General features: G+C 66.5%; 20 protein-coding genes and 1 tRNA gene. 15 read left to right on the forward strand and 6 right to left on the reverse strand.

Annotation, left to right across the window (positions count from 1 at the left end):
* Window positions 1-116 precede the first annotated feature (116 nt).
* The 3 genes from AC13CR_RS14830 (at window position 117) to AC13CR_RS14840 (ending at window position 2996) form a co-directional block, all read left to right on the forward strand.
* Window positions 117-368: a GlsB/YeaQ/YmgE family stress response membrane protein gene (locus tag AC13CR_RS14830; protein ID WP_292956748.1), complete on the forward strand. Its 252-nt coding sequence runs from the start codon at window positions 117-119 to the stop codon at window positions 366-368.
* Between the two features lie 221 nt (window positions 369-589).
* Window positions 590-2230 (forward strand): MFS transporter, encoded by a 1641-nt coding sequence (locus tag AC13CR_RS14835; protein ID WP_292956751.1) that lies wholly within the window; start codon window positions 590-592, stop codon window positions 2228-2230.
* A gap of 25 nt (window positions 2231-2255) precedes the next feature.
* The gene (locus AC13CR_RS14840) at window positions 2256-2996 is read left to right on the forward strand and encodes a glucose 1-dehydrogenase (protein ID WP_292956754.1); all 741 of its coding nucleotides are present in this window, start codon (window positions 2256-2258) and stop codon (window positions 2994-2996) included.
* Window positions 2997-3230: 234 nt separating this feature from the next.
* Here AC13CR_RS14840 and AC13CR_RS14845 read toward each other — a convergent pair whose 3' ends face one another.
* Window positions 3231-4889 (reverse strand): NAD+ synthase, encoded by a 1659-nt coding sequence (locus AC13CR_RS14845; protein ID WP_292956757.1) that lies wholly within the window; start codon window positions 4887-4889, stop codon window positions 3231-3233.
* 120 nt (window positions 4890-5009) lie between these two features.
* On the opposite strand from AC13CR_RS14845, the gene AC13CR_RS14850 reads away from it, so the two are divergent.
* Entirely contained in the window at window positions 5010-6485 is a 1476-nt protein-coding gene (locus AC13CR_RS14850) for an MORN repeat-containing protein (RefSeq protein WP_292956760.1), read from the forward strand.
* A 76-nt stretch (window positions 6486-6561) separates the two neighbouring features.
* On the opposite strand, the gene AC13CR_RS14855 is transcribed toward AC13CR_RS14850, so the two are convergent.
* The 4 genes from AC13CR_RS14855 to AC13CR_RS14870 are packed head-to-tail and all read right to left on the reverse strand — an operon-like array spanning window position 6562 to window position 8927.
* Entirely contained in the window at window positions 6562-7443 is an 882-nt protein-coding gene (locus tag AC13CR_RS14855; protein WP_292956763.1) for an energy transducer TonB family protein, read from the reverse strand.
* Between the two features lie 23 nt (window positions 7444-7466).
* Window positions 7467-7835 (reverse strand): biopolymer transporter ExbD, encoded by a 369-nt coding sequence (locus AC13CR_RS14860; protein WP_335661254.1) that lies wholly within the window; start codon window positions 7833-7835, stop codon window positions 7467-7469.
* A 16-nt stretch (window positions 7836-7851) separates the two neighbouring features.
* A complete protein-coding gene (locus AC13CR_RS14865; protein ID WP_292956769.1) occupies window positions 7852-8244 on the reverse strand; it encodes an ExbD/TolR family protein in 393 nt (130 codons plus the stop codon).
* Window positions 8241-8927, reverse strand: a complete 687-nt coding sequence (locus AC13CR_RS14870) for a MotA/TolQ/ExbB proton channel family protein (RefSeq protein ID WP_292956772.1) — start codon at window positions 8925-8927, stop codon at window positions 8241-8243. Before AC13CR_RS14870 ends, AC13CR_RS14865 begins: the two co-directional genes overlap by 4 nt.
* Before the next feature lie 165 nt (window positions 8928-9092).
* Between AC13CR_RS14870 and mobA the strand changes: the two genes are divergently transcribed.
* The 3 genes from mobA (at window position 9093) to AC13CR_RS14885 (ending at window position 11084) form a co-directional block, all read left to right on the forward strand.
* Window positions 9093-9713, forward strand: coding sequence for a molybdenum cofactor guanylyltransferase MobA (gene mobA, locus AC13CR_RS14875; protein ID WP_292956775.1), 621 nt, complete (start codon window positions 9093-9095; stop codon window positions 9711-9713).
* Window positions 9710-10471 carry a VOC family protein gene (locus AC13CR_RS14880; RefSeq protein ID WP_292978253.1) on the forward strand — a complete coding sequence of 254 codons (762 nt, stop codon included), beginning with the start codon at window positions 9710-9712 and terminating at the stop codon, window positions 10469-10471. Before mobA ends, AC13CR_RS14880 begins: the two co-directional genes overlap by 4 nt.
* Window positions 10472-10538: 67 nt before the next feature.
* On the forward strand, window positions 10539-11084 hold the full coding sequence (locus tag AC13CR_RS14885) for a DUF924 family protein (RefSeq protein WP_292956780.1): 546 nt from the start codon (window positions 10539-10541) through the stop codon (window positions 11082-11084).
* A gap of 74 nt (window positions 11085-11158) precedes the next feature.
* Here AC13CR_RS14885 and AC13CR_RS14890 read toward each other — a convergent pair.
* Window positions 11159-11243 (reverse strand) — tRNA-Leu (locus AC13CR_RS14890).
* 181 nt (window positions 11244-11424) lie between these two features.
* Between AC13CR_RS14890 and AC13CR_RS14895 the strand changes: the two genes are divergently transcribed.
* From AC13CR_RS14895 to mtgA, 8 genes are all read left to right on the forward strand, one after another.
* The gene (locus AC13CR_RS14895; protein WP_292956783.1) at window positions 11425-12411 is read left to right on the forward strand and encodes a complex I NDUFA9 subunit family protein; all 987 of its coding nucleotides are present in this window, start codon (window positions 11425-11427) and stop codon (window positions 12409-12411) included.
* Complete coding sequence (locus AC13CR_RS14900; RefSeq protein WP_414692171.1) at window positions 12411-13214, forward strand: undecaprenyl-diphosphate phosphatase; 804 nt, start codon at window positions 12411-12413, stop codon at window positions 13212-13214. The genes AC13CR_RS14895 and AC13CR_RS14900 overlap by 1 nt, the downstream gene beginning before the upstream one ends.
* A 152-nt stretch (window positions 13215-13366) precedes the next feature.
* Window positions 13367-14851 carry an NAD(P)-dependent oxidoreductase gene (locus AC13CR_RS14905; RefSeq protein WP_292978254.1) on the forward strand — a complete coding sequence of 495 codons (1485 nt, stop codon included), beginning with the start codon at window positions 13367-13369 and terminating at the stop codon, window positions 14849-14851.
* Between the two features lie 14 nt (window positions 14852-14865).
* Complete coding sequence (locus tag AC13CR_RS14910) at window positions 14866-15663, forward strand: hypothetical protein (RefSeq protein ID WP_293767081.1); 798 nt, start codon at window positions 14866-14868, stop codon at window positions 15661-15663.
* Window positions 15660-16085: a GFA family protein gene (locus AC13CR_RS14915; RefSeq protein ID WP_292978170.1), complete on the forward strand. Its 426-nt coding sequence runs from the start codon at window positions 15660-15662 to the stop codon at window positions 16083-16085. The genes AC13CR_RS14910 and AC13CR_RS14915 overlap by 4 nt, the downstream gene beginning before the upstream one ends.
* Window positions 16082-20629: a glutamate synthase large subunit gene (gltB, locus tag AC13CR_RS14920; RefSeq protein ID WP_292978169.1), complete on the forward strand. Its 4548-nt coding sequence runs from the start codon at window positions 16082-16084 to the stop codon at window positions 20627-20629. Before AC13CR_RS14915 ends, gltB begins: the two co-directional genes overlap by 4 nt.
* Before the next feature lie 123 nt (window positions 20630-20752).
* On the forward strand, window positions 20753-21280 hold the full coding sequence (locus AC13CR_RS14925; RefSeq protein ID WP_292952674.1) for a DUF1269 domain-containing protein: 528 nt from the start codon (window positions 20753-20755) through the stop codon (window positions 21278-21280).
* A gap of 53 nt (window positions 21281-21333) precedes the next feature.
* Window positions 21334-22062 carry a monofunctional biosynthetic peptidoglycan transglycosylase gene (gene mtgA, locus AC13CR_RS14930; RefSeq protein ID WP_414692488.1) on the forward strand — a complete coding sequence of 243 codons (729 nt, stop codon included), beginning with the start codon at window positions 21334-21336 and terminating at the stop codon, window positions 22060-22062.
* Window positions 22063-22083: the final 21 nt, after the last annotated feature.

Consider the following 22083-nt stretch of genomic DNA (forward strand, 5'->3'; position numbering starts at 1 on the left):
GTTGCCAATGGGCGTCATCTCGATCAAGTTTTTACGAAAAGGGAACAAATCAGCGTGCGTTTGGTTTCACGCAAGTGCGAGAATATGAACGCGAACTTTCAGAAAGGCAGAGTCCAATGGGTCTTATCGTTGCATTGATCGTCGGGGCCATCGCCGGGTGGCTGGCCGGTCTCATGGTGAAGGGGCACGGCCAGGGCGTGCTGATGAACATTGTGGTGGGCATTGTCGGCGCGGTCATCGCGGCCTTCCTGTTTCCTGCGATGGGGCTGGCCATCGGTGCCGAAGGCTCGATCATCGGCTCGATCATCTACGCCACCATCGGCGCGGTCATTCTGTTGCTGATCATCCGGCTGGTGAACCGGGCCTGACCCCGCGGGGGCGGCAACCTCACCGATGTCTCGATTCCCCCGGCCCCTCTTGGCGCCGGGGGCTTTCGCTTGGGGCCACGTCCTTCCGTCTCCGATTTCCCGAGCCCGGCGCAGATCGGCGAAAGGCCGGATCGCGTCGCAGCCTGCGATCCGCTTCGGACCGCATTGCCGTTCCGGGCCGGTCTGACTAGGCTGCGGGCAAACCCGATACAGGCAAAGTCTTGTCCGAGCCCACCGCGCCCCGCCCCTCGGCCCTCGCGCCGTTCCGCCATCGCGACTTCCGCATGCTCTGGAGCGCGACCCTGGTGTCCAATTTCGGCGGGCTGGTCCAGGCGGTCGGCGCGGCCTGGCTGATGACGCAACTGACCGACAGCGCGACGCTGATCGCACTGGTCCAGGCCTCCAACACGATGCCGATCATGCTGCTTGCCATCGCCTCGGGCGCGCTGGCCGACATCTTCGACCGCAAGACGCTGCTGGTCGCGGCGCAATGCCTGATGGCGGGCGTGTCGGTGATCCTGGCCATCGTTGCCTGGCAGGGCTGGCTGACGCCGTGGATGCTGTTGGCCTTTACCTTCCTGATCGGGGCGGGGCAGGCTCTTTACAATCCGCCCTGGCAGGCCAGCATGGGCGATCTGGTGCCGCGCGCCGACCTGCCCTCGGCGGTGACGCTGAATTCGGTTGGCTTCAACATGATGCGCAGCGTCGGCCCGGCCGCGGGCGGGATCATCGTGGCCGCCTTCGGTGCCGCCGCCGCCTTTGCCGTCAATGCGCTGAGCTATGTTCCGCTGCTGGCGGCGCTGAGCCGCTGGAAGCCCGGCATCGCCCCGCGCAACGCCCCGCCCGAAGCCTTCGGCCCCGCCGTCGCGGCGGGCCTGCGCTATGTCGCGCTGTCGCCCAACCTGATGCGGGTGATCCTGCGCGGCGCCCTGTTCGGCTTTGCCGCCGTCTCGGTGCTGGCGCTGCTGCCGCTGGTCGCCAAGAGCCAGCCCCAGGGCGGCTCGCTGCTGTTCGGCTTCCTTCTGGGTTGCTATGGGCTGGGCGCGATCGCCGGCGCGGTGCTGAGCCCGCGCATCCGCGCGCGCCACGACAACGAGATGATCGTGCGTCTGGCCTTCGCAGGCTTCGCCGGTTCGGCCATCGTGCTGGGGCAGACCGGTTCGCTCTGGCTGCACGCGCTGGCCATGCTGCCTGCGGGCGCGTCCTGGGTGCTGGCGCTGTCGCTGTTCAACGTGACGGTGCAATTGTCCACGCCCCGCTGGGTCGTGGCGCGCGCGCTGGCGCTGTATCAGACCCTGACCTTCGGCGGCATGGCGGCCGGATCCTGGGTCTGGGGCAGCGTCGCCGGGGCCGAGGGGACCGGCACGGCGCTGACCCTTGCCGGCTTCGTGCTGCTGTTCGGCGCCCTCATCGGCGTCTGGTTCAAGGCCCCCGAATTCGGCACCGCCGATCTGGACCCGGTGAACCGCTTTCGCGAACCGGCCCTGCGGCTGGATTTGCGTGGGCGATCGGGGCCGATCATGATCATGGTCGATTACCGCATCGCGCAGGACGACGTGGCCGAGTTCCTGCGCCTCATGCGCCAGCGGCGCAACATCCGCCGGCGCGACGGAGCCCGGAACTGGGCCCTTCTGCGCGATCTGGAACATCCTGACCTGTGGTCGGAAAGCTATCACATCGCCACCTGGGACGAATATGTCCGCCACAACCTGCGCCGCACCAAGACCGATGCCGAGGTCACGGTCGCGCTGCGCGCGCTGCACCGGGGCGAGGGCGATCCCGTCGTGCACCGCATGATCGAACGGCACAGCGTCAGTCAGCGGGATGACGTGCCGCTGATGGGCAAGATCGAGGTGCCCTGAAAGACGGGGAAAGAGGGGAAAGAAGATGAGACTTCAGGACAAGGTGGCCATCGTCACCGGCGGCGGCTCGGGCTTCGGGGCGGGGATCGCGCGGAAATTCGCGGCCGAGGGCGCGCAGGTCGTGGTGGCCGACATCAACGAGGCTGCCGCCCGCGAGATCGCGGCCCGGATCGGCGGCCGGGCGATCCGGGCCGATGTGGCGGATGCGGGCAGCGTCGGGGCGATGGTGGCCGAGGTCATCGACGCCTATGGACGGATCGACGTGATGGTGAACAATGCCGGCGTCACCCATCTGCCTACCCCGATGGAAGAGGTTTCCGAAGCCGATTTCGACCGGGTTCTGGCGATCAACTGCAAGTCGATCTATCTGATCGCGCGCAAGATCGTGCCGCTGATGAAGCAGGCCGGGCGGGGCGCCATCGTGAACGTGGCCTCGACCGCGGGGGTTTCGCCGCGGCCGAAACTGAACTGGTACAATGCCTCGAAAGGCTGGCTGATCACCGCAACCCGCGCCATGGCGGTGGAACTGGCCCCTTTCGGCATCCGGGTGAACGCGCTGAACCCGGTCGCGGGCGAAACGCCGCTGCTGAAAAGTTTCATGGGCGAGGACACGCCCGAGATGCGGGCTAAATTCCTGTCCACGATCCCGCTGGGCCGCTTCTCGACACCCGAGGATCTGGGCAACGCCGCCTGTTTCCTGGCCTCGGACGAGGCCTCGATGATCACCGGCGTCGCGATGGAGGTGGATGGCGGCCGTTGCATCTGATGGCGCGGCCGGCGTTTTGCACCCCGGCGGGTTATTCGCCGTTCAAAGCAGGCGGTTCGCCTTTCCCCGACCCTGGCAGCATATGAATTGTCTTGCGGTTCGGGCGGGGATGCCGATGACCGCCCCCGAAGCAGGCGCCTCATCCCGCGCGGATGAGGCGTTTTCCATTTTGCCTTGGTCGTGAAATATCCCCGGGGAGTCCCGAAGGGACGGGGGCGGAGCCCCCTTTTTTGTCTACACCTCGTCGCGCCAGCGGTTGACCAGCGGATAGCGCCGGTCCAGCCAGAAGGCCCTGGTCGAGATACGCGGGCCGGGCGCGGCCTGATAGCGTTTCCATTCGCTGACATAGAGCAGCGTTTCCACCTTCCTGACGGTTTCGGCGTCAAAGCCCCGGGCGACCAGATCCTTCAGGGCCAGATCCTTTTCGACCAGCCCTTCGAGGATCGCGTCCAGCACCTCGTAGGGCGGCAGCGAATCCTGATCCTTCTGGTCGGGGCGCAGCTCCGCCGAGGGAGGCTTGTCGATGATCTGCGGCGGAATCACCTCGCCCTCCGGACCCATCATCCAGTCGCGGTGATTGGCGTTGCGCCAGCGGCAGGTCTCGAACACGCGGGTCTTGTAGAGATCCTTGATCGGGTTATAGCCGCCGGCCATGTCACCGTAGATCGTGGCGTAGCCGACCGCGACCTCGGACTTGTTGCCCGTGGTCAGCAGCATCTCGTTGAACTTGTTGCTGATCGCCATCAGCATCACGCCCCGCAGGCGGGACTGGATGTTTTCCTCGGTGGTGTCGGGCGCGGTGCCGGCCATCAGATGGGCCAGCGCATCGGTCACCGCGTCGCGGGCCCCTTCGATATGGACGGTATCGAGCCGCGTGCCCAGACGCCGTGCACAATCGGCGGCATCATCCAGGCTGGCCTGCGAGGTGTATTGCGATGGCAGCATCACGCAGCGGACGTTTTCCGGCCCGATCGCGTCGGCGGCGATGGTGGCCACCAGCGCCGAATCGACGCCGCCCGACAGGCCCAGCACGACCTTGCGAAAGCCGGATTTGCGCAGATATTCGCGCAGGCCCAGCATCATCGCCTGATAATCCTGTTCCCAGGCATCGGGTTGCGGCGCCATCAGGCCCGGCTGGGCCTGCCAGCCTTCGCCCGTGCGGATGAAATCGACATGGGCCAGCATCTCGGTGAAGGGCGGCAACTGGACCGCCTTCCTGCCGCCGGGATTCAGCACGAAGCTGGCGCCGTCATAGATCTGGTCGTCCTGGCCGCCCACCATGTTGACATAGACCAGCGGCAGGCCGGTTTCGATCACGCGACCGACCATGTGGCCCATGCGCAGATCCAGCTTGTCACGATGATAGGGGCTGCCATTCGGCACGATCAGGATCTCGGCCCCGGTCTCGGCCAGCGTCTCGGTCACGTCGGGATACCAGCCGTCCTCGCAGATCGGCGATCCGATGCGGGCGGGTCCGACCGGATAGGGGCCGCTGATCGGGCCGCTGTCGAACAGGCGCAATTCGTCGAAAAGCTGCTTGTAGGGCAGGTGGTGTTTCAGCACGCGGGCGACCAGCTTGCCCTGCCTGAAGACGAACCAGGCATTATAGAGACCGTCGCCGTCGCGCCACGGACCGCCGATGGCCAGGGCGGGACCATCCGCACAATCCGCGCCCAGCCGCATGATCCGGGCCATGGCGTCTTCGGTGAAGGCGGGTTTGAGCACCAGATCCTGGGTCTGGTAGCCGGTGATGAACATCTCGGGCAGGGCCAGCATGTCGGCGCCGGCCTCGCGCGCGGCCTGCCATGCGTCGCGTGCCTTGGCGGCATTGCCGGGCAGATCGCCCACGGTGGCGTTCAACTGGCCGATGGTCAGGCGGAAACGGTCGGTCATGGCGTGGCCCCGGGCTTCTCTCGCGCCCGTGATAGGGGATGGCGCCGGAAAGGGAAAGTCGGGCTTTGCGCGCGGCGCGGCCATGGGTTAGACCTTTGGCAAAAGACGAAGGGCGTGGCGATGAAACGGGCAGCGGCAGCGGCGACGGCGGGTGCATTGGCTTTGGCGCTGATGGCGGGCGCAAGCGGCGCGGATGCGCAGGTCGTCACCAAGCAATACGATGATGGCGGTGTCTACGAAGGCACGTTCCGCAACGGCCGTCAGCACGGGCAGGGCACCTATACGCTGCCCAACGGCTATGTCTACGAGGGCGACTGGGTCGAGGGCGAGATCCGGGGGCAGGGCAAGGCCACCTTTCCCAACGGATCGGTCTATGTCGGCCAGTTCGTCAAGGGCAAGCCCGAGGGGCGCGGCAAGATCACCTATCCCGATGGCGGCACCTATGAGGGTGACTGGATCGCCGGCGAGATCACCGGCGAGGGGGTGGCGCGCTACGCCAATGGCAGCGTCTACACGGGCCAGTTCGTCAAGGGACTGCATCAGGGCAAGGGCACGCTGACCCAACCCAACGGCTACAAATACGAGGGCCAGTGGAATGCCGGCGTCAAGGAGGGGCAGGGCCGGATCACCTATCCCGACGGCGCGGTCTACGAAGGCGGGATGCTGGCCGGACAGCGGGCCGGCAAGGGCAAGCTGACCATGGCCGACGGCATGGTCTATGACGGCATCTGGGCGGCCGGGCAAATGTCGGGAACGGGGGTGCTGGTCCAGGCCTCGGGCGACCGATACGAGGGGCAGATGCAGCGCGGCCAGCGCGAGGGCCAGGGCGTTGCGACCTATGCCAATGGCGATGTCTATGACGGCAGCTTCAAGGCCGACCGCCGTCACGGCAAGGGCACCTTCACCGGCACCGATGGCTATGTCTACAGCGGCGACTGGGTCGAGGGCCGGATGGAGGGGCAGGGCCAGATCACCTATCCCGACGGTTCGGTCTATGTCGGCCAGATGAAGAACGACCGGCCGGACGGGTCCGGCAAGATCACCTATCCCGACGGCTCGACCTATGAAGGGCAGTGGGCCGAGGGGGTGATCGAGGGTGAGGGCAAGGCCCGCTATGCCAACGGCATGGTCTATGAAGGCAATTTCAGGAACGCGCGCAATGACGGGCAGGGGCGCATGTCCTATCCCGACGGCTATGTCTATAACGGCGCCTGGAAGGACGGCCAGCGCCATGGCGAGGGTCAGGCGACCTATGCCGATGGAACGGTCTATACCGGTGCCTTCGTGGCTGGCCTGCGCGAGGGTCAGGGCAAGCTGACCACGCCGGACGGCTTCGTCTATGAAGGCGGCTGGAAGGCGGGCGAGATCGACGGTCAGGGCGTTGCGACCTATGCCAATGGGGATCGCTACGAGGGCCATTTCGCGGCCGGCAAGCGGCAGGGCCAGGGCGTGATGCGCTATGCCAGCGGGCAGGTTGCCGCCGGCGAATGGGAGGACAACCGCCTGATCGACGCCCAGCCCGCCCCGGCCAAGGGCGAGGCGGGCGGCGGCGGCGCAGCCTCCGGCGATGCCGAAGCGCCCGCGCCCGAAGGATGAATGGTCCCCCTCCACCGAGGTTTGTCCGCCCCGCGGGCCGGGCGCCTGTCGGCCCTGCCGCTTCGCCGGATCGCGATCAGCGAATCGCGAAGGGCTGCTGGAACGACAATTGCCGCTGCGCCAGGCTGGGCGGGGCGGCGGGGCAGCGCGCCCTGCGGACCGCGCGCAGAACCTGCTGATCAACGCGCGCGTCGCCCGAGGAGCCGTTGAGCGACGCGCCTTGCACGCGCCCGTTCCGGCCGACGACGAAATTCACCGCCATTCGTGCCCCGCGCCCGCCCGACACGCGAGAGACGCTGCGCGCCATGCAGGCGCCGATCTGCTGCCGCCAGCTTGCCTCGATCCGGGCCAGTTGCTGCGGGCTGATACCGCCGCCGCCGCCGGTAGCCTCAGGGCTGGCCTGCATCTGCCCGCCCTGACCCGCCTTTGCCGGCACGGCCTGCCGTTGCGGATCGCGCGGCTCGGGCTGCACCTGCCGCCGCGGTTCCGGCTGTGGCGTCGGGCCGGGACGGGCGGCCGGGCGATCCGAGGCGGTCAGCGTCAAGGCCGACGCGGCCTCGATAGCGGGCGGCTGCAAGGGTCGAAGGTCGGGCAGCGCCGTGCTGTCGATCTGCGCCGCCGGTTCCACAGGCGGCGGGGGCAGGTTCGGGCGGAGCTCGGGCGGGGGTGTCGTCGCAGATTGCGGCATCGCGTCCGCCACCAGCGGCGGTCCGGCGGCCCGCGGACGAATCGGCGCCTCCTCTGGCGCGGCTGGCTGGACGGTGTCGGGGACGGGCTTCGTCTGAACCTCGGGCGGGGCCGACCATTGCGACACCATCTGCCGGATCGCGGGACCGCCCGCCGACAATCGCGCAGGCGCCGCCGCGTCCCGCGCCTCGCCCCGCGCGGCGTCGCGCGGCAGCAGCATCGCGCCCGCCGAGACGTGCAGCGCGGCTGCAATGGTGATGAATCCGGCCATCTCGAGAAATCTGCGCACCAGCGTCAGCCCCCGCCGACCACGAGCCGCAGGTCCGCATCAGAAGCGGTGCGAAGGCGTTTCAGCAGGCGTGCGATCCGGACCCCCTCCACCGCCTCGTCGGCGCGGATTTCAAGCGGACCGTCATCGGTCCGCGCCGCGATCAGCGGCCAGACCGCCTCGCCGCGCGCCGCATCATAGGCCAGTTCGCCCCCGGCCGAGACATAGAGAACGCCCCGGGCCTGCGCGGGGATGTCCGATCGGCTGTCGGGCGGTGTCACATCGAATGGCGGCGCCGGCGCGATCTGCGCGGTGAGCAGGAAGAAGATCAGCAGCAGGAAGACGACATTGATCATCGGGATGATCGATTCGCCGCGGCGCCTGCGGGGGGGCATGTCGATGCGCACGGGCCTATTCCACAAGGATCAGGTCGTCAAATCCCGCGTCGCGCAGCAGGTCCATGACCGACACGACACGCTGAAGATCGGCGCCCGGCGCCGGCCGCAGGATCACCGCGCCGCCATCCTGGGGCATCAGCGGCGCCAGCGCCGCGGCAAGATCGGCGGCTGCGACCGCTACGCCGTTCAACGCCAGATCATCGGCGCCGATCCTGACCAGCCGCGGCGCGCCCTGCCATGCGCTTTCGCCGCCGCCGGCCCCGCCGGCGATGGGCAGGACCGTATCCATGCCGAAACGCGACGATAGCATGAAGAAGATTAGCAGCAGGAAAACGACGTCGATCATCGGCGTCAGCGACATGCGCCGTGGATGCCGGCGCGGCCCGAAATCGAAGCCGCCGGTCATTCCGCCGCCTCGAACAGCCGGGCGGCGGGGCGGCCGGGTGCCGGCCTACGCACGAAGATCCGCGTCGCCAGATCCTCGAGATCGGCCTGCAACCGGTCGGCCACCGATTCGAACCAGCTCAACGCCACGCCAGCCGGAATCGCCACGGCCATGCCGGCGGCGGTGGTCAGCAGCGCCTCCCAGATGCCGCCCGCCAGATCCGCGGGATCGGCCCGGTTGCCCGAGCTTTGCAGCACCTGGAAGGCCGCGATCATGCCCAGCACCGTGCCCAGCAGACCCAGAAGCGGCGCGATGGTCGCGATCAGTTCCAGCGCCCGCAATCCCTCGCGCGCGCGATACAGGGTCTGGCGGGCAATGCGGGTGGTTTCTTCGCGCGCGGCCTTTTCGCCGATGGCCGGATCCAGCGAGGTGCCTATCGCCGCCTGCGCCACGCGCGCGCGCGCCGAGGGGCGGTTCCTCACCGCGGCCAAAGCCTCGGCATGGCGGCCCTGCATCCACAATTCCAGCGCCCGGCGCGAATGGCGGCCGCCCCAGACGCCCAGACGCCACAGCGCCCACAGCTTCCACAGGATCACCGCCAGCGTGGCGACCGACAGCGCCGCGATCAGCCACATCGTCCAGCCGCCATCGCGGATCAGGCCGATCGGCGGCAGCGCGGCAAGGCTCGATCCTAGATCGGACATGACTCAACTCCGGTTCGGGGCAGGATTGGCGGAAAACCTGCGCGGGGCAAGCGGAACACTGGCCTTTCAAGTCGCGCTAGGGTTTTCGACTAAATTTGTCAAGTAATGCGGCGCGCGCATCGGCGGGGTCTTGCAGCGGCTCATGGCTGCGGGCAGGCTTACGCGATGGAGCGTTTTCCCGCGATCATCCTGGCCGGAGGCCGCGCCACCCGGATGGGCGGCGGCGACAAGCCGCTGCTGGATCTGGGCGGTCGGCCGATGCTGGCCCATGTCATCGTGCGGCTGTCGCGGCAATGCGGTCCGCTGGCGCTGAACGCCAATGGCGATCCGGCGCGATTCGCCGCGTTCGGCCTGCCGGTTCTGGCCGATGACCTGCCCGGATTTCCCGGTCCGCTGGCGGGGATCCTGGCGGGGATGGAATGGGCGGCGGCCGTCGGGGCGGCCAGCGTGGTCAGCGTCGCCGCCGACACCCCCTTCTTTCCCGCGGATCTGGCCACGCGCCTGGCGCGCGCGCGGACGGATGCCGGGCCGGTCATCGCCGCCACGCAAGATGCCTCGGGCGCGCTGGCCGATCATCCGACCTTCGGCCTCTGGCCCGTCGCGCTGCGCGATCCCCTGCGCCGGTTCCTGAAGGCGGGACAACGGCGGCTGCGCGATTTCGCTGCGCGTCACGATGCCGGACGCGCGGTCTGGAAAACGGCCGCGATCGATCCCTTCTTCAACATCAACACACCCGAGGATCTGGCGCGGGCCCGCGCCGGCCCCGGCGAAAGGAGCTCCGGATGACGAAACGCGGAATCGATCATGTCGCGCTGACCGTGCGCGACCTGCCCGGCATGGCGGATTTTTACCAGGCGGTCATCGGCCTTGCGCCGCTGGGCGGCGACGGCGAAACCCGCCGGCTGGGCGCGGGCGGGCGGCTGCTGCTGGAACTGCGCGCCGATCCGGCCGCGAAACCGCGCGATCCGCGCCATGCGGGGCTGTTTCATACCGCCTTCCTGCTGCCCGGCCGCGCCGATCTGGCGCGCTGGTTGCGTCACGCGGAAAGCACCGGAACACGGTTGAGCGGGGCCAGCGATCATGGCGTCAGCGAGGCGCTGTATCTGGATGACCCCGAGGGCAACGGCATCGAAATCTATCGCGATCGTCCCGCGGACCAATGGAATCGCGACGGCGACCGGATCGGGATGTTCACCCGCCGGCTGGATCTGGACGATCTGGCCGGCGTGGCGGACGGGCCGTGGCGGGGGGCGCCCGAAGACAGCCTTGTCGGCCATGTCCATTTGCAGGTGGGCGAACTGCCGCCGGCAGAGGATTTCATGCGGGGCGATCTGGGGCTGAACCGGACATTCGAGGCTCCGGGCGGGGCCTGGTATGGCTGGGACGGCTATCACCATCATCTGGCCTGCAATGTCTGGAACAGCCGCGCCGCCGGCCACCGCGATCCGGCGATGGCCGGACTGGCCGAGGTGGTGCTGGCCGATCCGGCGCGTTCGGGCGCGGTGATGACCGATCCCTGGGGTACGCGCTTTCGCGTCGTCTGACGCTTGCAACCCGGCAGCGCAGGACCGAGGCTGAGCAAGGCGAAATATGCGACGGAAGGGCCCGGCGATGGCGATCAAGACCGCTCAGGATATCCACGATTTCTGGTTCTCGGACCAGATGCGCAGCCACTGGTTCAAGAAGTCGGACCAGATCGACCGCCGGATCATCCAGCTTTTCGGCGAAACCTACGAGGCGGCGCATGGCGGCCGGCTGGACCACTGGATGCGGGATCCGCAGGGGGCTCTGGCCCTTGTCATCGTGCTGGACCAGTTCCCGCGCAACATGTTCCGCGGATCGGGGCGCAGCTTTGAAAGCAACGATCTGGCGCTGCGGCATGCGGGCGCCGCGCTGGATCATGGTTTCGATCAGCAGGTGGAGGCGACCGCGCGGCAGTTCTTTTACCTGCCCTTCATGCACAGCGAGGATCTGCAGGATCAGGATCGCGCGGTCAGGCTTTACGAGGCTCTGGGCGACGAAAGCTCTTTGCGGTTCGCCCGCCAACATCGCGAAATCATCGCCCGCTTCGGCCGCTTTCCGCATCGCAACGCGGTCCTGGCGCGCGAATCGACACCGGACGAGACCGAGTTCCTGAAAACCCATCAGGGGTTCTGAACCGCGACGCGGGCGCGAAACGCCTGCGCCGGAAACGAAAAATCCCGCCGCTCTTGCGAACGGCAGGATTTTTGTGGTGCCCAGGAGAGGACTCGAACCTCCACGCCTTGCGGCACACGGACCTGAACCGTGCGCGTCTACCAGTTCCGCCACCTGGGCAGGTGGTGAGCGGGGTCTCTAAAGCCAGTCGCCGAGGGCGTCAATGGGGCCGCGCGAAAATTTTCGCCGCCGCTTCACGTCGCCGCGCGGCCCGGACCGCGCCGGGCAGGCTGCGGCTTGTCGGCGGGCGCCGGCTTGGCTATTGATCGCAGCGACAGGCGGCACGAAGGAGGCAGCGCTCATGGCGAAACTGGTCACGATCTATGGCGGGTCGGGCTTTGTCGGCCGACAGGTCGCGCGGCTGATGGCCAAGCGCGGCTGGCGTGTGCGGATCGCCGTGCGCCGACCCGACGAGGCGTTGTTCACACGCACCTACGGCGCGGTCGGTCAGGTTGTGCCGGTCCTTTGCAACATCCGCGACGAATTGTCGGTCCGCGCCGCGATGTCGGATGCCGAGGCGGTGGTCAATTGCGTCAACATCACGCAGGCGCAGGGCAAGAGCACCTTCGACAATATCTTTGATGAGGGTGCGTCCCATATCGCGCGAATTTCGGCCGAGACGGGGGTGGCGCGGATCGTCCACATTTCGGGGATCGGCGTGGATCCCGACTCGGACAGCCGCTATGTCGCAGCCAAGGCGCGGGGCGAGGCGGCGGTGCTGGAACACCGGCCCGATGCAGTGATCCTGCGGCCCTCGGTGATCTTCGGGTCCGGCGACAACTTCTTCAACCGCTTTGCCGCGATGTCGCGGCTGGGGCCGGTCATGCCCATCGCGGGGGCGAGGACGCGGATGCAGCCGGTCTTCGTCGATGACGTTGCACTGGCCGCGACAAAGGGCGCCACCGGAGAGGCGGAACCCGGAATCTATGAACTGGGTGGCCCCGACGTGATGACCCTGCGCGAAATCGTCGCCCGGACCCTGACCGTCGTTCACCGCCGCAGGCTGGTCCTGAACATGCCGTTCTGGATCGCCCGGATCGGTGCGACGATGCTGGACGGGGCGCAATACGTGTCTGGCGGGATGTTCACCAATACCGTGCTCAGCCGCGACCAGCTTGCGCTGTTGCGTCAGGACAATGTCGTTTCGCCAGAGGCCAGAGGTCTGAAGGATCTGGGAATCCAGCCGACCGCCGTCGAGGCGGTGCTGGACGATTATCTTTGGCGCTTTCGCCCGTCCGGGCAATATGACGCGATCAAGGATTCCGCCAAGAACCTGCGGAGCCTGTGATGGAATCCGATCCGATTGGCGCTGCGGTCCTCGGGATTCTCGAGGGCCTGACCGAATTCATCCCCGTTTCCTCGACCGGCCATGTCCTGCTGGCCGGGTATTTCCTGGGCTTCGCCTCGCCCGGCCGCGCCTTCGAGGTGATGATCCAGCTTGGCGCGGTGCTGGCCATCCTCAGCGTCTATTCGGCGCGGATCTGGTATTACCTTTCCACAGCACCGCGCGACGCCAGGTCGCGCCGCTTCATCGCGGCGGTGCTGCTGGCATTCGCTCCGGCGGTGGTCGTCGGCGTCGCGGCCTACGATATCATCAAGAAGGTCCTGTTCGAGACACCCGTGCTGATCGCCGTCATGCTGATCCTGGGCGGAATCGTGCTGCTTTTCGTCGATCGCTGGGCAAAAAACCCGCGCTATCAACGGGCCGACGAGTTCCCGCTGTCGATGGCCTTCAAGATCGGTGTGATCCAGACCCTTTCGATGATCCCCGGTGTCTCGCGGTCCGGTTCGACCATCGTCGCGGCGCTGCTTCTGGGGGCGGACCGGCGATCGGCGGCCGAATTTTCCTTTTTCCTGTCCATGCCGACGATGCTGGGCGCCTTCGTCTATGACTTCTACAAGAATCGCGATGTGCTGGACGCGGCGGCGATGGGGGACATCGCCATCGGCTTCGTGCTTGCCTTTCTGACGGCGGTCCTCGTCGTGCGGTGGCTGCTGGGTTACGTCTCGCAGAACGGTTACGCGCTGTTCGCCTGGTGGAGAATCGTCGCCGGAAGCCTTGTCCTGCTGGCGCTTGCGGCTGGTAGGTAAGTGTTACTGACCCAAATCCGGCTCGGTTTGGTCAGGTTTTGTCGTGCAGGGGCAGAAATCTTCAATTTAGGTCAGTGTAACTGACTTTTATTTCCCGCGCCCTTGGTTTATGCGGGCTGCGGGAGTTTCTGTCTTTGGAAGGTTGCGCAGCCATGGCCACGCAGAAGATGTTGACATTCGTCTCGACCCCGCGCGAGATGCCGGAAAAGCGCGCCGCGGCGGAACGGGCCGAGGATTTTCACGAAATCTACCGCGAATACGCCGCCGCCAAGGCTGCCGAGCAGGCCGGGCGATGCAGCCAGTGCGGCGTGCCCTATTGCCAGAGCCATTGCCCGCTGCACAACAACATCCCCGACTGGTTGCGGCTGACCGCCGAGGGCCGTCTGGAAGAGGCTTACCGAGTCAGCCAGGCCACCAATACCTTCCCCGAAATCTGCGGCCGCATCTGCCCCCAGGACCGGCTGTGCGAGGGCAATTGCGTGATCGAGCAATCCGGCCACGGCACCGTCACCATCGGCGCGGTCGAGAAATACATCACCGATACCGCCTGGGACCGGGGCTGGGTGACGCCGTCGGTCCCGCGTCGGGAACGCGCCGAAAGCGTCGGCATCATCGGCGCGGGGCCGGGCGGCCTTGCTGCCGCCGACATGCTGCGCAAGCAGGGATTCCAGGTCACCATCTATGACCGTCACGACCGCGCGGGCGGGTTGCTGACCTATGGCATCCCCGGCTTCAAGCTGGAAAAGGACATCGTCATGCGGCGCAACAAGCTGCTGGAGGAAGGCGGCGTCGAATTCGTGCTGAACTGCAATGTCGGCGAGGATATCAGTTTCGACGCGATCCGCGGCAAGCATGATGCGGTCCTGATCGCCACCGGCGTCTACAAGACCCGCGATCTGGACATCGACAATGCCGAGGCTGGCGGCGTCGTCCGCGCCATCGACTATCTGACCGCGTCCAACAAGGTCGATTTCGGCGACGACGTCCCCGATTTCGAGGATGGAGAACTGAACGCACGCGGCAAGCGCGTCATCGTCATCGGCGGCGGCGACACGGCCATGGATTGCGTCCGCACGGCCATCAGGCAGGGCGCGCAATCGGTGAAATGCCTGTATCGCCGCGACCGGGCGAACATGCCCGGCAGCCAACGCGAGGTCGCCAATGCCGAAGAGGAGGGCGTCGAATTCGTCTGGCTGACCGCGCCCGGCGCCTTTGCCGGCCATGTGACCGGCGAGGCCGCGGCGGCGCAGGAACGCGACGTGGACGGCCTGCCCCAGATCGCCAGCGTCCGGGTCCGCAAGATGCGGCTGGGCCAGCCCGATGTCAGCGGCCGTCAATCGCCCGAACTGATCGAGGGCGCCGATTATGACGAGCCCGCCGATCTGGTCATCAAGGCGCTTGGCTTCGAACCCGAGGAACTGCCCCGGCTGTGGGGCGTGGACGGTCTGGAGGTGACACGCTGGGGCACGATCAAGGCCGATTTCCAGACCCACCTGACCTCGGTCCCCGGCGTCTATGCGGTGGGCGACATCGTGCGCGGGGCAAGCCTTGTGGTCTGGGCGATCCGTGACGGGCGCGAGGCGGCCGAATCGATCGCCAATTTCCTGACCGGCGAGCAGCGTGTCGCCGCCGAATGAGCGAGGTATCAGGGATGCAACGGACAAGCACGGAATGGACCGGGAAATCCACGGCGGCTGTCGCGCGGGTCGGCGCGCGGCGTGACGACGGGCGGGGCGCGCTGACCTGGCTGGCGGCGCTGATTCTGCTGGCCGGGTTTCTGGCCGCGATTCCACTGCCGGGGCGGGCCGCGATCTATACCCCGCCGCAAGGCTGCCGGCTGGATTACACGGTCCAGAACCGGGGCTGTTCGGTCGTGCAATATTACCGCTGCGACGCCGATCCCAAGGGCGATCAGCGCAGCGCCACCTTTGGACAGGAGGGGCTGACCCACCTGTCCCATATCGACGACCAGACCCGCTGGCTTGAAAGCACCGATCCCCAGACCGGTCTGCAGGACGTGCTGGAAAAGGGCGCCGCCGACGATGCCAGCTTCGACACGTTGCTGAACACCGGTTATGACGATTTCGATTTCTGGACTGTCTCGAACACGGGCGAAAGGCTGCGGCACGTCGGCTTTGACGAACTGACTGGCGAAACCGTCACCATCGACGGGGTCACGCTGGAAAAGACCCGCTTCCAGCTGACCACCTTCAGCGAGAGCGGCGAGGTTCTGATCGAACGCAAGGGCCAGCAGTTCATCAGCCGCAAGATGCGCCGTTTCTATGGCGGCATCGAGCAGCAGCGCGACTGGACCGGGCAGCAACTGAACACCGATGACAGCCCCGTGCTGTTCAGCTTTCCGGGCGAAAAGGGCTTTGGCGACACCACGCCGCAATTCGACTGCGATCAGCTGATGACTGGCCTGCTGTCTTCCGAGGACGACGCATGAGCGGGCGGCAACGGGGCCATTGCCTGTGTGGCGCGGTCACGATCGAGGCCGTCCTGTCCGATGAGATCAGCGGCTGCCATTGCGACAATTGCACCCGCTGGTCGGGCGGCATCCAGTTCGGGATCGAGGCGACGGATCTGACCGTGACGGGACCGGTCAAGACGCATCGCTCGTCTCGGTTGGCAGAGCGGGCCTGGTGCGATATCTGCGGCTCGGCGCTGTGGTTCCGCTATGTCGAGGGGCACGATGCCGGCTATCACGAAGTCATGCCCGGATTGTTCCCCAATGCCGGCGGCGCGCGGCTGACGCGCATTGTCTATGCCGATCGCGCGCCCGACGGATATGCGCTGGCGGGCGATCATGCGCGGATCACGCGCGCCGAATACGAATCCGAAAATCCTCATCTGGAGGCTCCGCAATGACCGAGTTTTCGCCCGAGTGGCAAGCCGAGGAACAGGCCCGCCGCGACCGGATGGCCGCAAGCGGCCTCTATCGCGCCGAGGACGAACATTCGTCCTGCGGGGTGGGCTTCGTCGTCGATCTGGACGGCAAGCCCAGCCGCAAGGTCGTGCAGCACGGCATCGATGCGCTGAAGGCGATCTGGCATCGCGGCGCGGTCGATGCGGATGGCAAGACAGGCGATGGCGCCGGCATCCATGTCCAGATTCCGGTGCCCTTCTTCTATGACCAGGTTCGCCGCACCGGGCACGAGCCCGACAACGACAAGCTGATCGCGGTCGGTCAGGTGTTCCTGCCGCGGATCAATTTCGCCCAGCAGGAAACCTGCCGCACCATCGTGGAATCCGAGGTTCTGCGCATGGGCCATTATATCTATGGCTGGCGCCACGTGCCGGTGAACACCGCCGTTCTGGGCGAAAAGGCCAATGCCACCCGCCCCGAGATCGAACAGATCCTGATCCGCTGCGAGAAGGACATCGACCATGTCCAGTTCGAACGCGAATTGTATATCATCCGCCGCCGGATCGAGAAGGCCGCGATCGCGGCCCAGGTGACGCAGCTTTACTTCTGTTCGCTGTCCTGCCGGTCGATCATCTACAAGGGCATGATGCTGGCCGAACAGGTGGCGGAGTTCTATCCCGACCTGAAGGACGAACGCTTTGAATCGGCCTTCGCGATCTATCACCAGCGCTATTCCACCAATACGTTCCCCCAATGGTGGCTGGCCCAGCCCTTCCGGATGCTGGCCCATAACGGCGAAATCAACACCCTGAAAGGCAACCTCAACTGGTTGCGCAGCCACGAGATCCGCATGGCCAGCAACGCCTTCGGCGAGATGGCCGAGGATATCAAGCCGATCGTGCCGGGCGGGTCGTCGGATTCGGCGGCTCTGGATTCGGTGTTCGAGGTGATGGTCCGTTCGGGCCGTTCGGCGCCGATGACCAAGACCATGCTGGTGCCCGAAAGCTGGTCCAAGGCCACCACCGACATGCCGAAACCCTGGGCCGACATGTACGCCTATTGCAACGCCGTGATGGAGCCGTGGGACGGGCCCGCGGCGCTGGCCATGACCGATGGTCGCTGGGTCTGCGGCGGGCTGGATCGCAACGGCTTGCGGCCGATGCGCTATGTCGTCAATGGCGACAACCTGCTGATCGCCGGCTCCGAGGTCGGGATGGTCCCGGTCGACGAGGCCAAGGTCCGCGAAAAGGGCGCGCTTGGGCCGGGCCAGATGATCGCCGTCGACATGTGGGAGGGCAAGCTTTACCACGATGCCGAGATCAAGGACCGCTTGGCCGGAAGCCAGCCCTTTGGCGAATGGATCGAGAAGGTCGTCGATCTGAACGACATGATGCGCGAATTGCCCGAACGGGCGCGGTTCGGCGGCGAGGATCTGCGCCGCCGCCAGAAGGCCGCCGGTTATACGCTGGAAGAATTGGAACATGTCCTGGCGCCGATGGCCGAGGACGGCAAGGAATCGATCGCCTCGATGGGCGACGACACCCCGCCGGCGGTGCTGTCGAACCAGTACCGGCCGATGAGCCACTTCTTTCGCCAGAACTTTTCCCAGGTGACGAACCCGCCCATCGACAGCCTGCGCGAAACGCGGGTGATGAGCCTGAAGACCCGGTTCGGCAACCTCAAGAACGTGCTGGACGAAAGCAGCGCGCAGACCGAGATCCTGATCCTGGAAAGCCCGTTCATCGCCAATGGCGAGTTTTCCGAGATGGTGAAGATGTTCGGCGAGAACGTCACCCATATCGACTGCACCTTTCCCGATGACGCGGGGCAGGACGCGCTTGGCGAAGGGCTGGCCCGGATCCGGGCCGAGGCCGAGGATGCGGTGCGTTCGGGCGCGGGCCACCTGGTGCTGACGGATGAACATCAGGGCTCGGACCGGGTCGCGATGCCGATGATCCTGGCGACCAGCGCGGTCCATTCCTGGCTGACGCGCAAGGGGCTGCGGACCTTCTGTTCGGTCAATGTGCGCAGCGCCGAATGCATCGATCCGCATTATTTCGCGGTATTGATCGGATCGGGCGCGACCACGGTGAACCCCTATCTTGCACAGGATTCGATTCAGGACCGGATCGAACGCGGCCTGCTGGAGGGCAGCCTGATCGACAACATGCGCCGCTATCGCGACGCGGTGGACGCGGGTCTTCTGAAGATCATGGCCAAGATGGGCATCTCGGTCCTGTCTTCCTATCGCGGCGGCCTGAACTTCGAGGCCGTGGGCCTGTCGCGCGCGATGGTCGCGGAATATTTTCCCGGAATGCACTCGCGCATCAGCGGCATCGGCCTGCACGGGCTGCAAGCCAAGATCGAGGCGCTGCACCAGAAGGCGTTTCACGCCGAGAATGTCGAATTGCTGCCGGTGGGCGGCTTTTACAAGCTGCGGCGGTCGGGCGAAAAGCACGCCTGGGAAGCCAATACGATGAAGATGCTGCAACTGGCCTGCGAAAAGGCCAGCTATGACATCTGGAAGCAGTTCAGCGCCACGATGCGGGCCAATCCGCCGATCCATATCCGCGACCTGCTGGACATCAAGCCGCTGGGCAAGGCGGTGCCGCTGGAAGAGGTGGAAAGCATCACCTCGATCCGCAAGCGCTTCGTGACGCCGGGCATGTCGCTGGGGGCGCTGTCGCCCGAGGCGCACATGACATTGAACATCGCCATGAACCGGATCGGCGCAAAGTCGGATTCGGGCGAGGGCGGCGAGGATCCGGCCCACAGCCAGCCCCTGTCCAACGGCGACAATCCCTGCGCCAAGATCAAGCAGGTCGCCAGCGGCCGCTTCGGCGTGACGGCGGAATATCTGAACGCCTGCGAGGAACTGGAAATCAAGGTGGCCCAGGGCGCCAAGCCCGGCGAGGGCGGGCAGCTTCCGGGGATGAAGGTCACCAAGCTGATCGCGCGGCTGCGTCATTCGACGCCGGGCGTGACACTGATCTCGCCGCCACCGCATCACGATATCTACAGCATCGAGGATCTGGCGCAGCTGATCTATGACCTGAAGCAGATCAATCCGCGCGCCAAGATCACCGTGAAGCTGGTCGCCTCTTCCGGTGTCGGCACCATCGCGGCTGGCGTGGCCAAGGCCAAGGCGGACGTGATCCTGATCTCCGGCCATAATGGCGGCACCGGGGCCAGCCCTGCGACCTCGATCAAGTTCGCCGGCCTGCCCTGGGAAATGGGGCTGACCGAGGCGCATCAGGTTCTGGCCATGAACCGGCTGCGCGAACGGGTGACGCTGCGCACCGATGGCGGCCTGCGCACCGGTCGCGACATCGTCATGGCGGCGATGATGGGGGCCGAGGAATACGGCATCGGCACCGCGGCCCTGATCGCGATGGGCTGCATCATGGTCCGCCAGTGCCAATCCAACACCTGCCCCGTGGGTGTCTGCACGCAGGACGAGAAATTGCGCGCCATGTTCACCGGCAGCGCCGACAAGGTGGTCAACCTGATCACCTTCTACGCGCAGGAGGTGCGGGAAATCCTGGCCAGCATCGGCGCACGTTCGCTGGATGAGGTGATCGGCCGGGCCGATCTGCTGACCCAGGTCAGTCGGGGCGCAGCGAATCTTGACGATCTGGATCTGAACCCGCTTCTGATCACCGTCGATGGCGCGGACAAGATCGTCTATGACCGCACCAAGCCGCGCAACGCGGTTCTGGACACGCTGGATTCCGATATCGTCAAGGACGCCGCCCGCTTCTTCGAGGATGGCGAGAAGATGCAGTTGTCCTACGCGGTTCGCAACACGCTGCGCACCATCGGCACGCGCACGTCCAGCATGATCGTGCAGAAATTCGGGATGCGCAACAACCTGCAGCCCGACCACCTGACGGTGCGGCTGACCGGCAGCGCCGGGCAATCGCTGGGCGCGTTTGCCGCGCCGGGGCTGAAGCTGGAAGTGTCCGGCGATGCCAACGACTACGTCGGCAAGGGCCTGTCCGGGGGCATTATCACCGTGCGCCCGCCGATGGCCTCGCCGCTGATCGCGGCCGAGAACACGATCATCGGCAACACCGTGCTTTATGGCGCGACGGCAGGCTATCTGTTCGCGGCCGGCCGCGCGGGCGAGCGTTTCGCGGTGCGCAATTCCGGAGCCCATGTCGTGATCGAGGGCTGCGGCAGCAATGGCTGCGAATACATGACCGGTGGCGTCGCGGTGATCCTCGGCAGCATCGGCGCCAATTTCGGCGCCGGCATGACCGGCGGCATGGCCTATCTGTATGATCCGCAGGGCGTTGCGCGCGACTACATCAACACCGAGACGCTGGTTCTGTGCCCGCTGACGCAGGACCATTGGGAGACTGAACTGAGGGGCCTGATCGAGCGGCATCTGAAAGAGACCGGTTCGCGCCGCGCCGCCGACATCCTTCAGGACTGGGATCGCGAGAAGGCGCGTTTCCTGCAGGTCTGCCCCAGGGAAATGCTGGCCCATCTTCCGCATCCGATCGAGGCGGACGACGCCCCGCGCGCGGTGCCGGCGGAATAGCCGGCTCGTCGCCCGCCCGCGCCGCGCGACCGGTCGTGGCCGCCTTTCCGACCCTGGCGGGAACCCGCGCCAGGGCGGCGGGTTGCTGTTGCAGGCGGGCTTGCCAAAGCGGAGGATCTTTCGATGTCAGAACTGATCGCCATCGCGTTCGACGACGAGACAACCGGTTTCGAATTGCGGACCGAACTGGTCAAGATGCAGAAGGAATACCTGATCGAGCTTGAGGACGCGGTGGTCGTGACCCGCCCGTCCGAGGATGATATCCAGTTGCATCAGGCCGTGAACCTGACCGCCGCCGGCGCGGTCGGCGGCGGCTTCTGGGGCGCGCTGGTCGGACTTGTGTTCCTGAATCCGCTGCTGGGGGCGGCCGTGGGCGCGGGGGCGGGCGCTCTGGCCGGACGTTTCAGCGACATCGGCATCAACGACGATTTCATGCGCGATGTCGGTCATTCGCTGCAACCGGGCGGATCGGCGGTTTTCATCCTTCTGCGCAAGATGACCGCCGACAAGGTGCTGGCCCGTCTCGAGGGCTTTCACCATCGCGGCCGGATCCTGCAAACCTCGTTGTCCCAGGAGGATGAACAGAAGCTGCGGGATGCGCTGTCGGGCGGCGGCGTGCCGCCCGTCCCGCCGGCATCGCCCGCCGGTTGATCCGCGCAACCCGCGCTTGACGGCCCGAGGCGCGGCGTGACAAAGCCGCCCTCATGATCCTGCGCGCCCTCATCAGACCGCCTGCCGCGGATCCGGCGGATCCCCGGCCGGGCGGGCGCCGCCGCTGGCGCCCGCTGCGGCGGCTGGCGGTGTGGATGCGGTGGTTCGCGCTGCGCGTGTTCGTGCTGATGGCGATGCTGGTGGGGATCTATGCCTTCATCAACCCGCCGACGACCCTGACCATCGTCGGCGAGGCGCGCAAGCGGCCGATCACGCCGCGTGTCTGGGTCGATCTGGGCGACGTATCGCCCCAGATGCGGCGGGCCGTGGTCGCCGCCGAGGATGCGAATTTCTGTCGCCACTGGGGTTTCGACATGGACGAGATCCGGCGCGTCGTGGCCTCGGGATCCAGCCGGGGGGCCTCGACGATCAGCCAGCAGACCGCGAAGAACGTCTTTCTGTGGCAGGGCCGAAGCTGGCCGCGCAAGGCCCTGGAGACAGTCTTCACACCGCTGATCGAAGCCTTCTGGTCCAAGCGGCGGATCCTCGAGGTCTATCTGAACCTGGCCGAATTCGGACCGGGCGTCTTTGGTATCGGGGCGGCGGCGCGCGAATTCTATGGCACCACGCCCGATCGACTGGACGCGGTTCAGGCGGCGCGGTTGGCGGCGGTCCTGCCCTCGCCCAAAACGCGCGATCCGCGGCAAGCCTCGGCCCGGTCGCGGTCCATCGCCGATGGTGCGGCCACGATTCGCCGCGATGGGCGGGCGGATTGCTTCTAGCCGGGACCGCCGTGGTTGAAA

The sequence above is a fragment of the Paracoccus sp. L-17 genome, assembly GCF_056857655.1.

Excerpts from the sequence above, each read along its gene's own strand:
- AC13CR_RS14870 (WP_292956772.1), bottom strand. The coding sequence starts at position 8,927 with ATGTCCGATCTAGGATCGAGCCTTGCCGCGCTGCCGCCGATCGGCCTG.
- AC13CR_RS14880 (WP_292978253.1), top strand. The coding sequence starts at position 9,710 with ATGACGAAACGCGGAATCGATCATGTCGCGCTGACCGTGCGCGACCTG.
- gltB (WP_292978169.1), top strand. The coding sequence starts at position 16,082 with ATGACCGAGTTTTCGCCCGAGTGGCAAGCCGAGGAACAGGCCCGCCGC.
- AC13CR_RS14895 (WP_292956783.1), top strand. The coding sequence starts at position 11,425 with ATGGCGAAACTGGTCACGATCTATGGCGGGTCGGGCTTTGTCGGCCGA.
- AC13CR_RS14900 (WP_414692171.1), top strand. The coding sequence starts at position 12,411 with ATGGAATCCGATCCGATTGGCGCTGCGGTCCTCGGGATTCTCGAGGGC.
- AC13CR_RS14910 (WP_293767081.1), top strand. The coding sequence starts at position 14,866 with ATGCAACGGACAAGCACGGAATGGACCGGGAAATCCACGGCGGCTGTC.
- AC13CR_RS14860 (WP_335661254.1), bottom strand. The coding sequence starts at position 7,835 with ATGCCCCCCCGCAGGCGCCGCGGCGAATCGATCATCCCGATGATCAAT.
- AC13CR_RS14885 (WP_292956780.1), top strand. The coding sequence starts at position 10,539 with ATGGCGATCAAGACCGCTCAGGATATCCACGATTTCTGGTTCTCGGAC.
- AC13CR_RS14925 (WP_292952674.1), top strand. The coding sequence starts at position 20,753 with ATGTCAGAACTGATCGCCATCGCGTTCGACGACGAGACAACCGGTTTC.
- AC13CR_RS14855 (WP_292956763.1), bottom strand. The coding sequence starts at position 7,443 with ATGGCCGGATTCATCACCATTGCAGCCGCGCTGCACGTCTCGGCGGGC.
- AC13CR_RS14915 (WP_292978170.1), top strand. The coding sequence starts at position 15,660 with ATGAGCGGGCGGCAACGGGGCCATTGCCTGTGTGGCGCGGTCACGATC.
- mtgA (WP_414692488.1), top strand. The coding sequence starts at position 21,334 with ATGATCCTGCGCGCCCTCATCAGACCGCCTGCCGCGGATCCGGCGGAT.
- AC13CR_RS14865 (WP_292956769.1), bottom strand. The coding sequence starts at position 8,244 with ATGACCGGCGGCTTCGATTTCGGGCCGCGCCGGCATCCACGGCGCATG.
- AC13CR_RS14840 (WP_292956754.1), top strand. The coding sequence starts at position 2,256 with ATGAGACTTCAGGACAAGGTGGCCATCGTCACCGGCGGCGGCTCGGGC.
- mobA (WP_292956775.1), top strand. The coding sequence starts at position 9,093 with ATGGAGCGTTTTCCCGCGATCATCCTGGCCGGAGGCCGCGCCACCCGG.
- AC13CR_RS14850 (WP_292956760.1), top strand. The coding sequence starts at position 5,010 with ATGAAACGGGCAGCGGCAGCGGCGACGGCGGGTGCATTGGCTTTGGCG.
- AC13CR_RS14845 (WP_292956757.1), bottom strand. The coding sequence starts at position 4,889 with ATGACCGACCGTTTCCGCCTGACCATCGGCCAGTTGAACGCCACCGTG.
- AC13CR_RS14830 (WP_292956748.1), top strand. The coding sequence starts at position 117 with ATGGGTCTTATCGTTGCATTGATCGTCGGGGCCATCGCCGGGTGGCTG.
- AC13CR_RS14905 (WP_292978254.1), top strand. The coding sequence starts at position 13,367 with ATGGCCACGCAGAAGATGTTGACATTCGTCTCGACCCCGCGCGAGATG.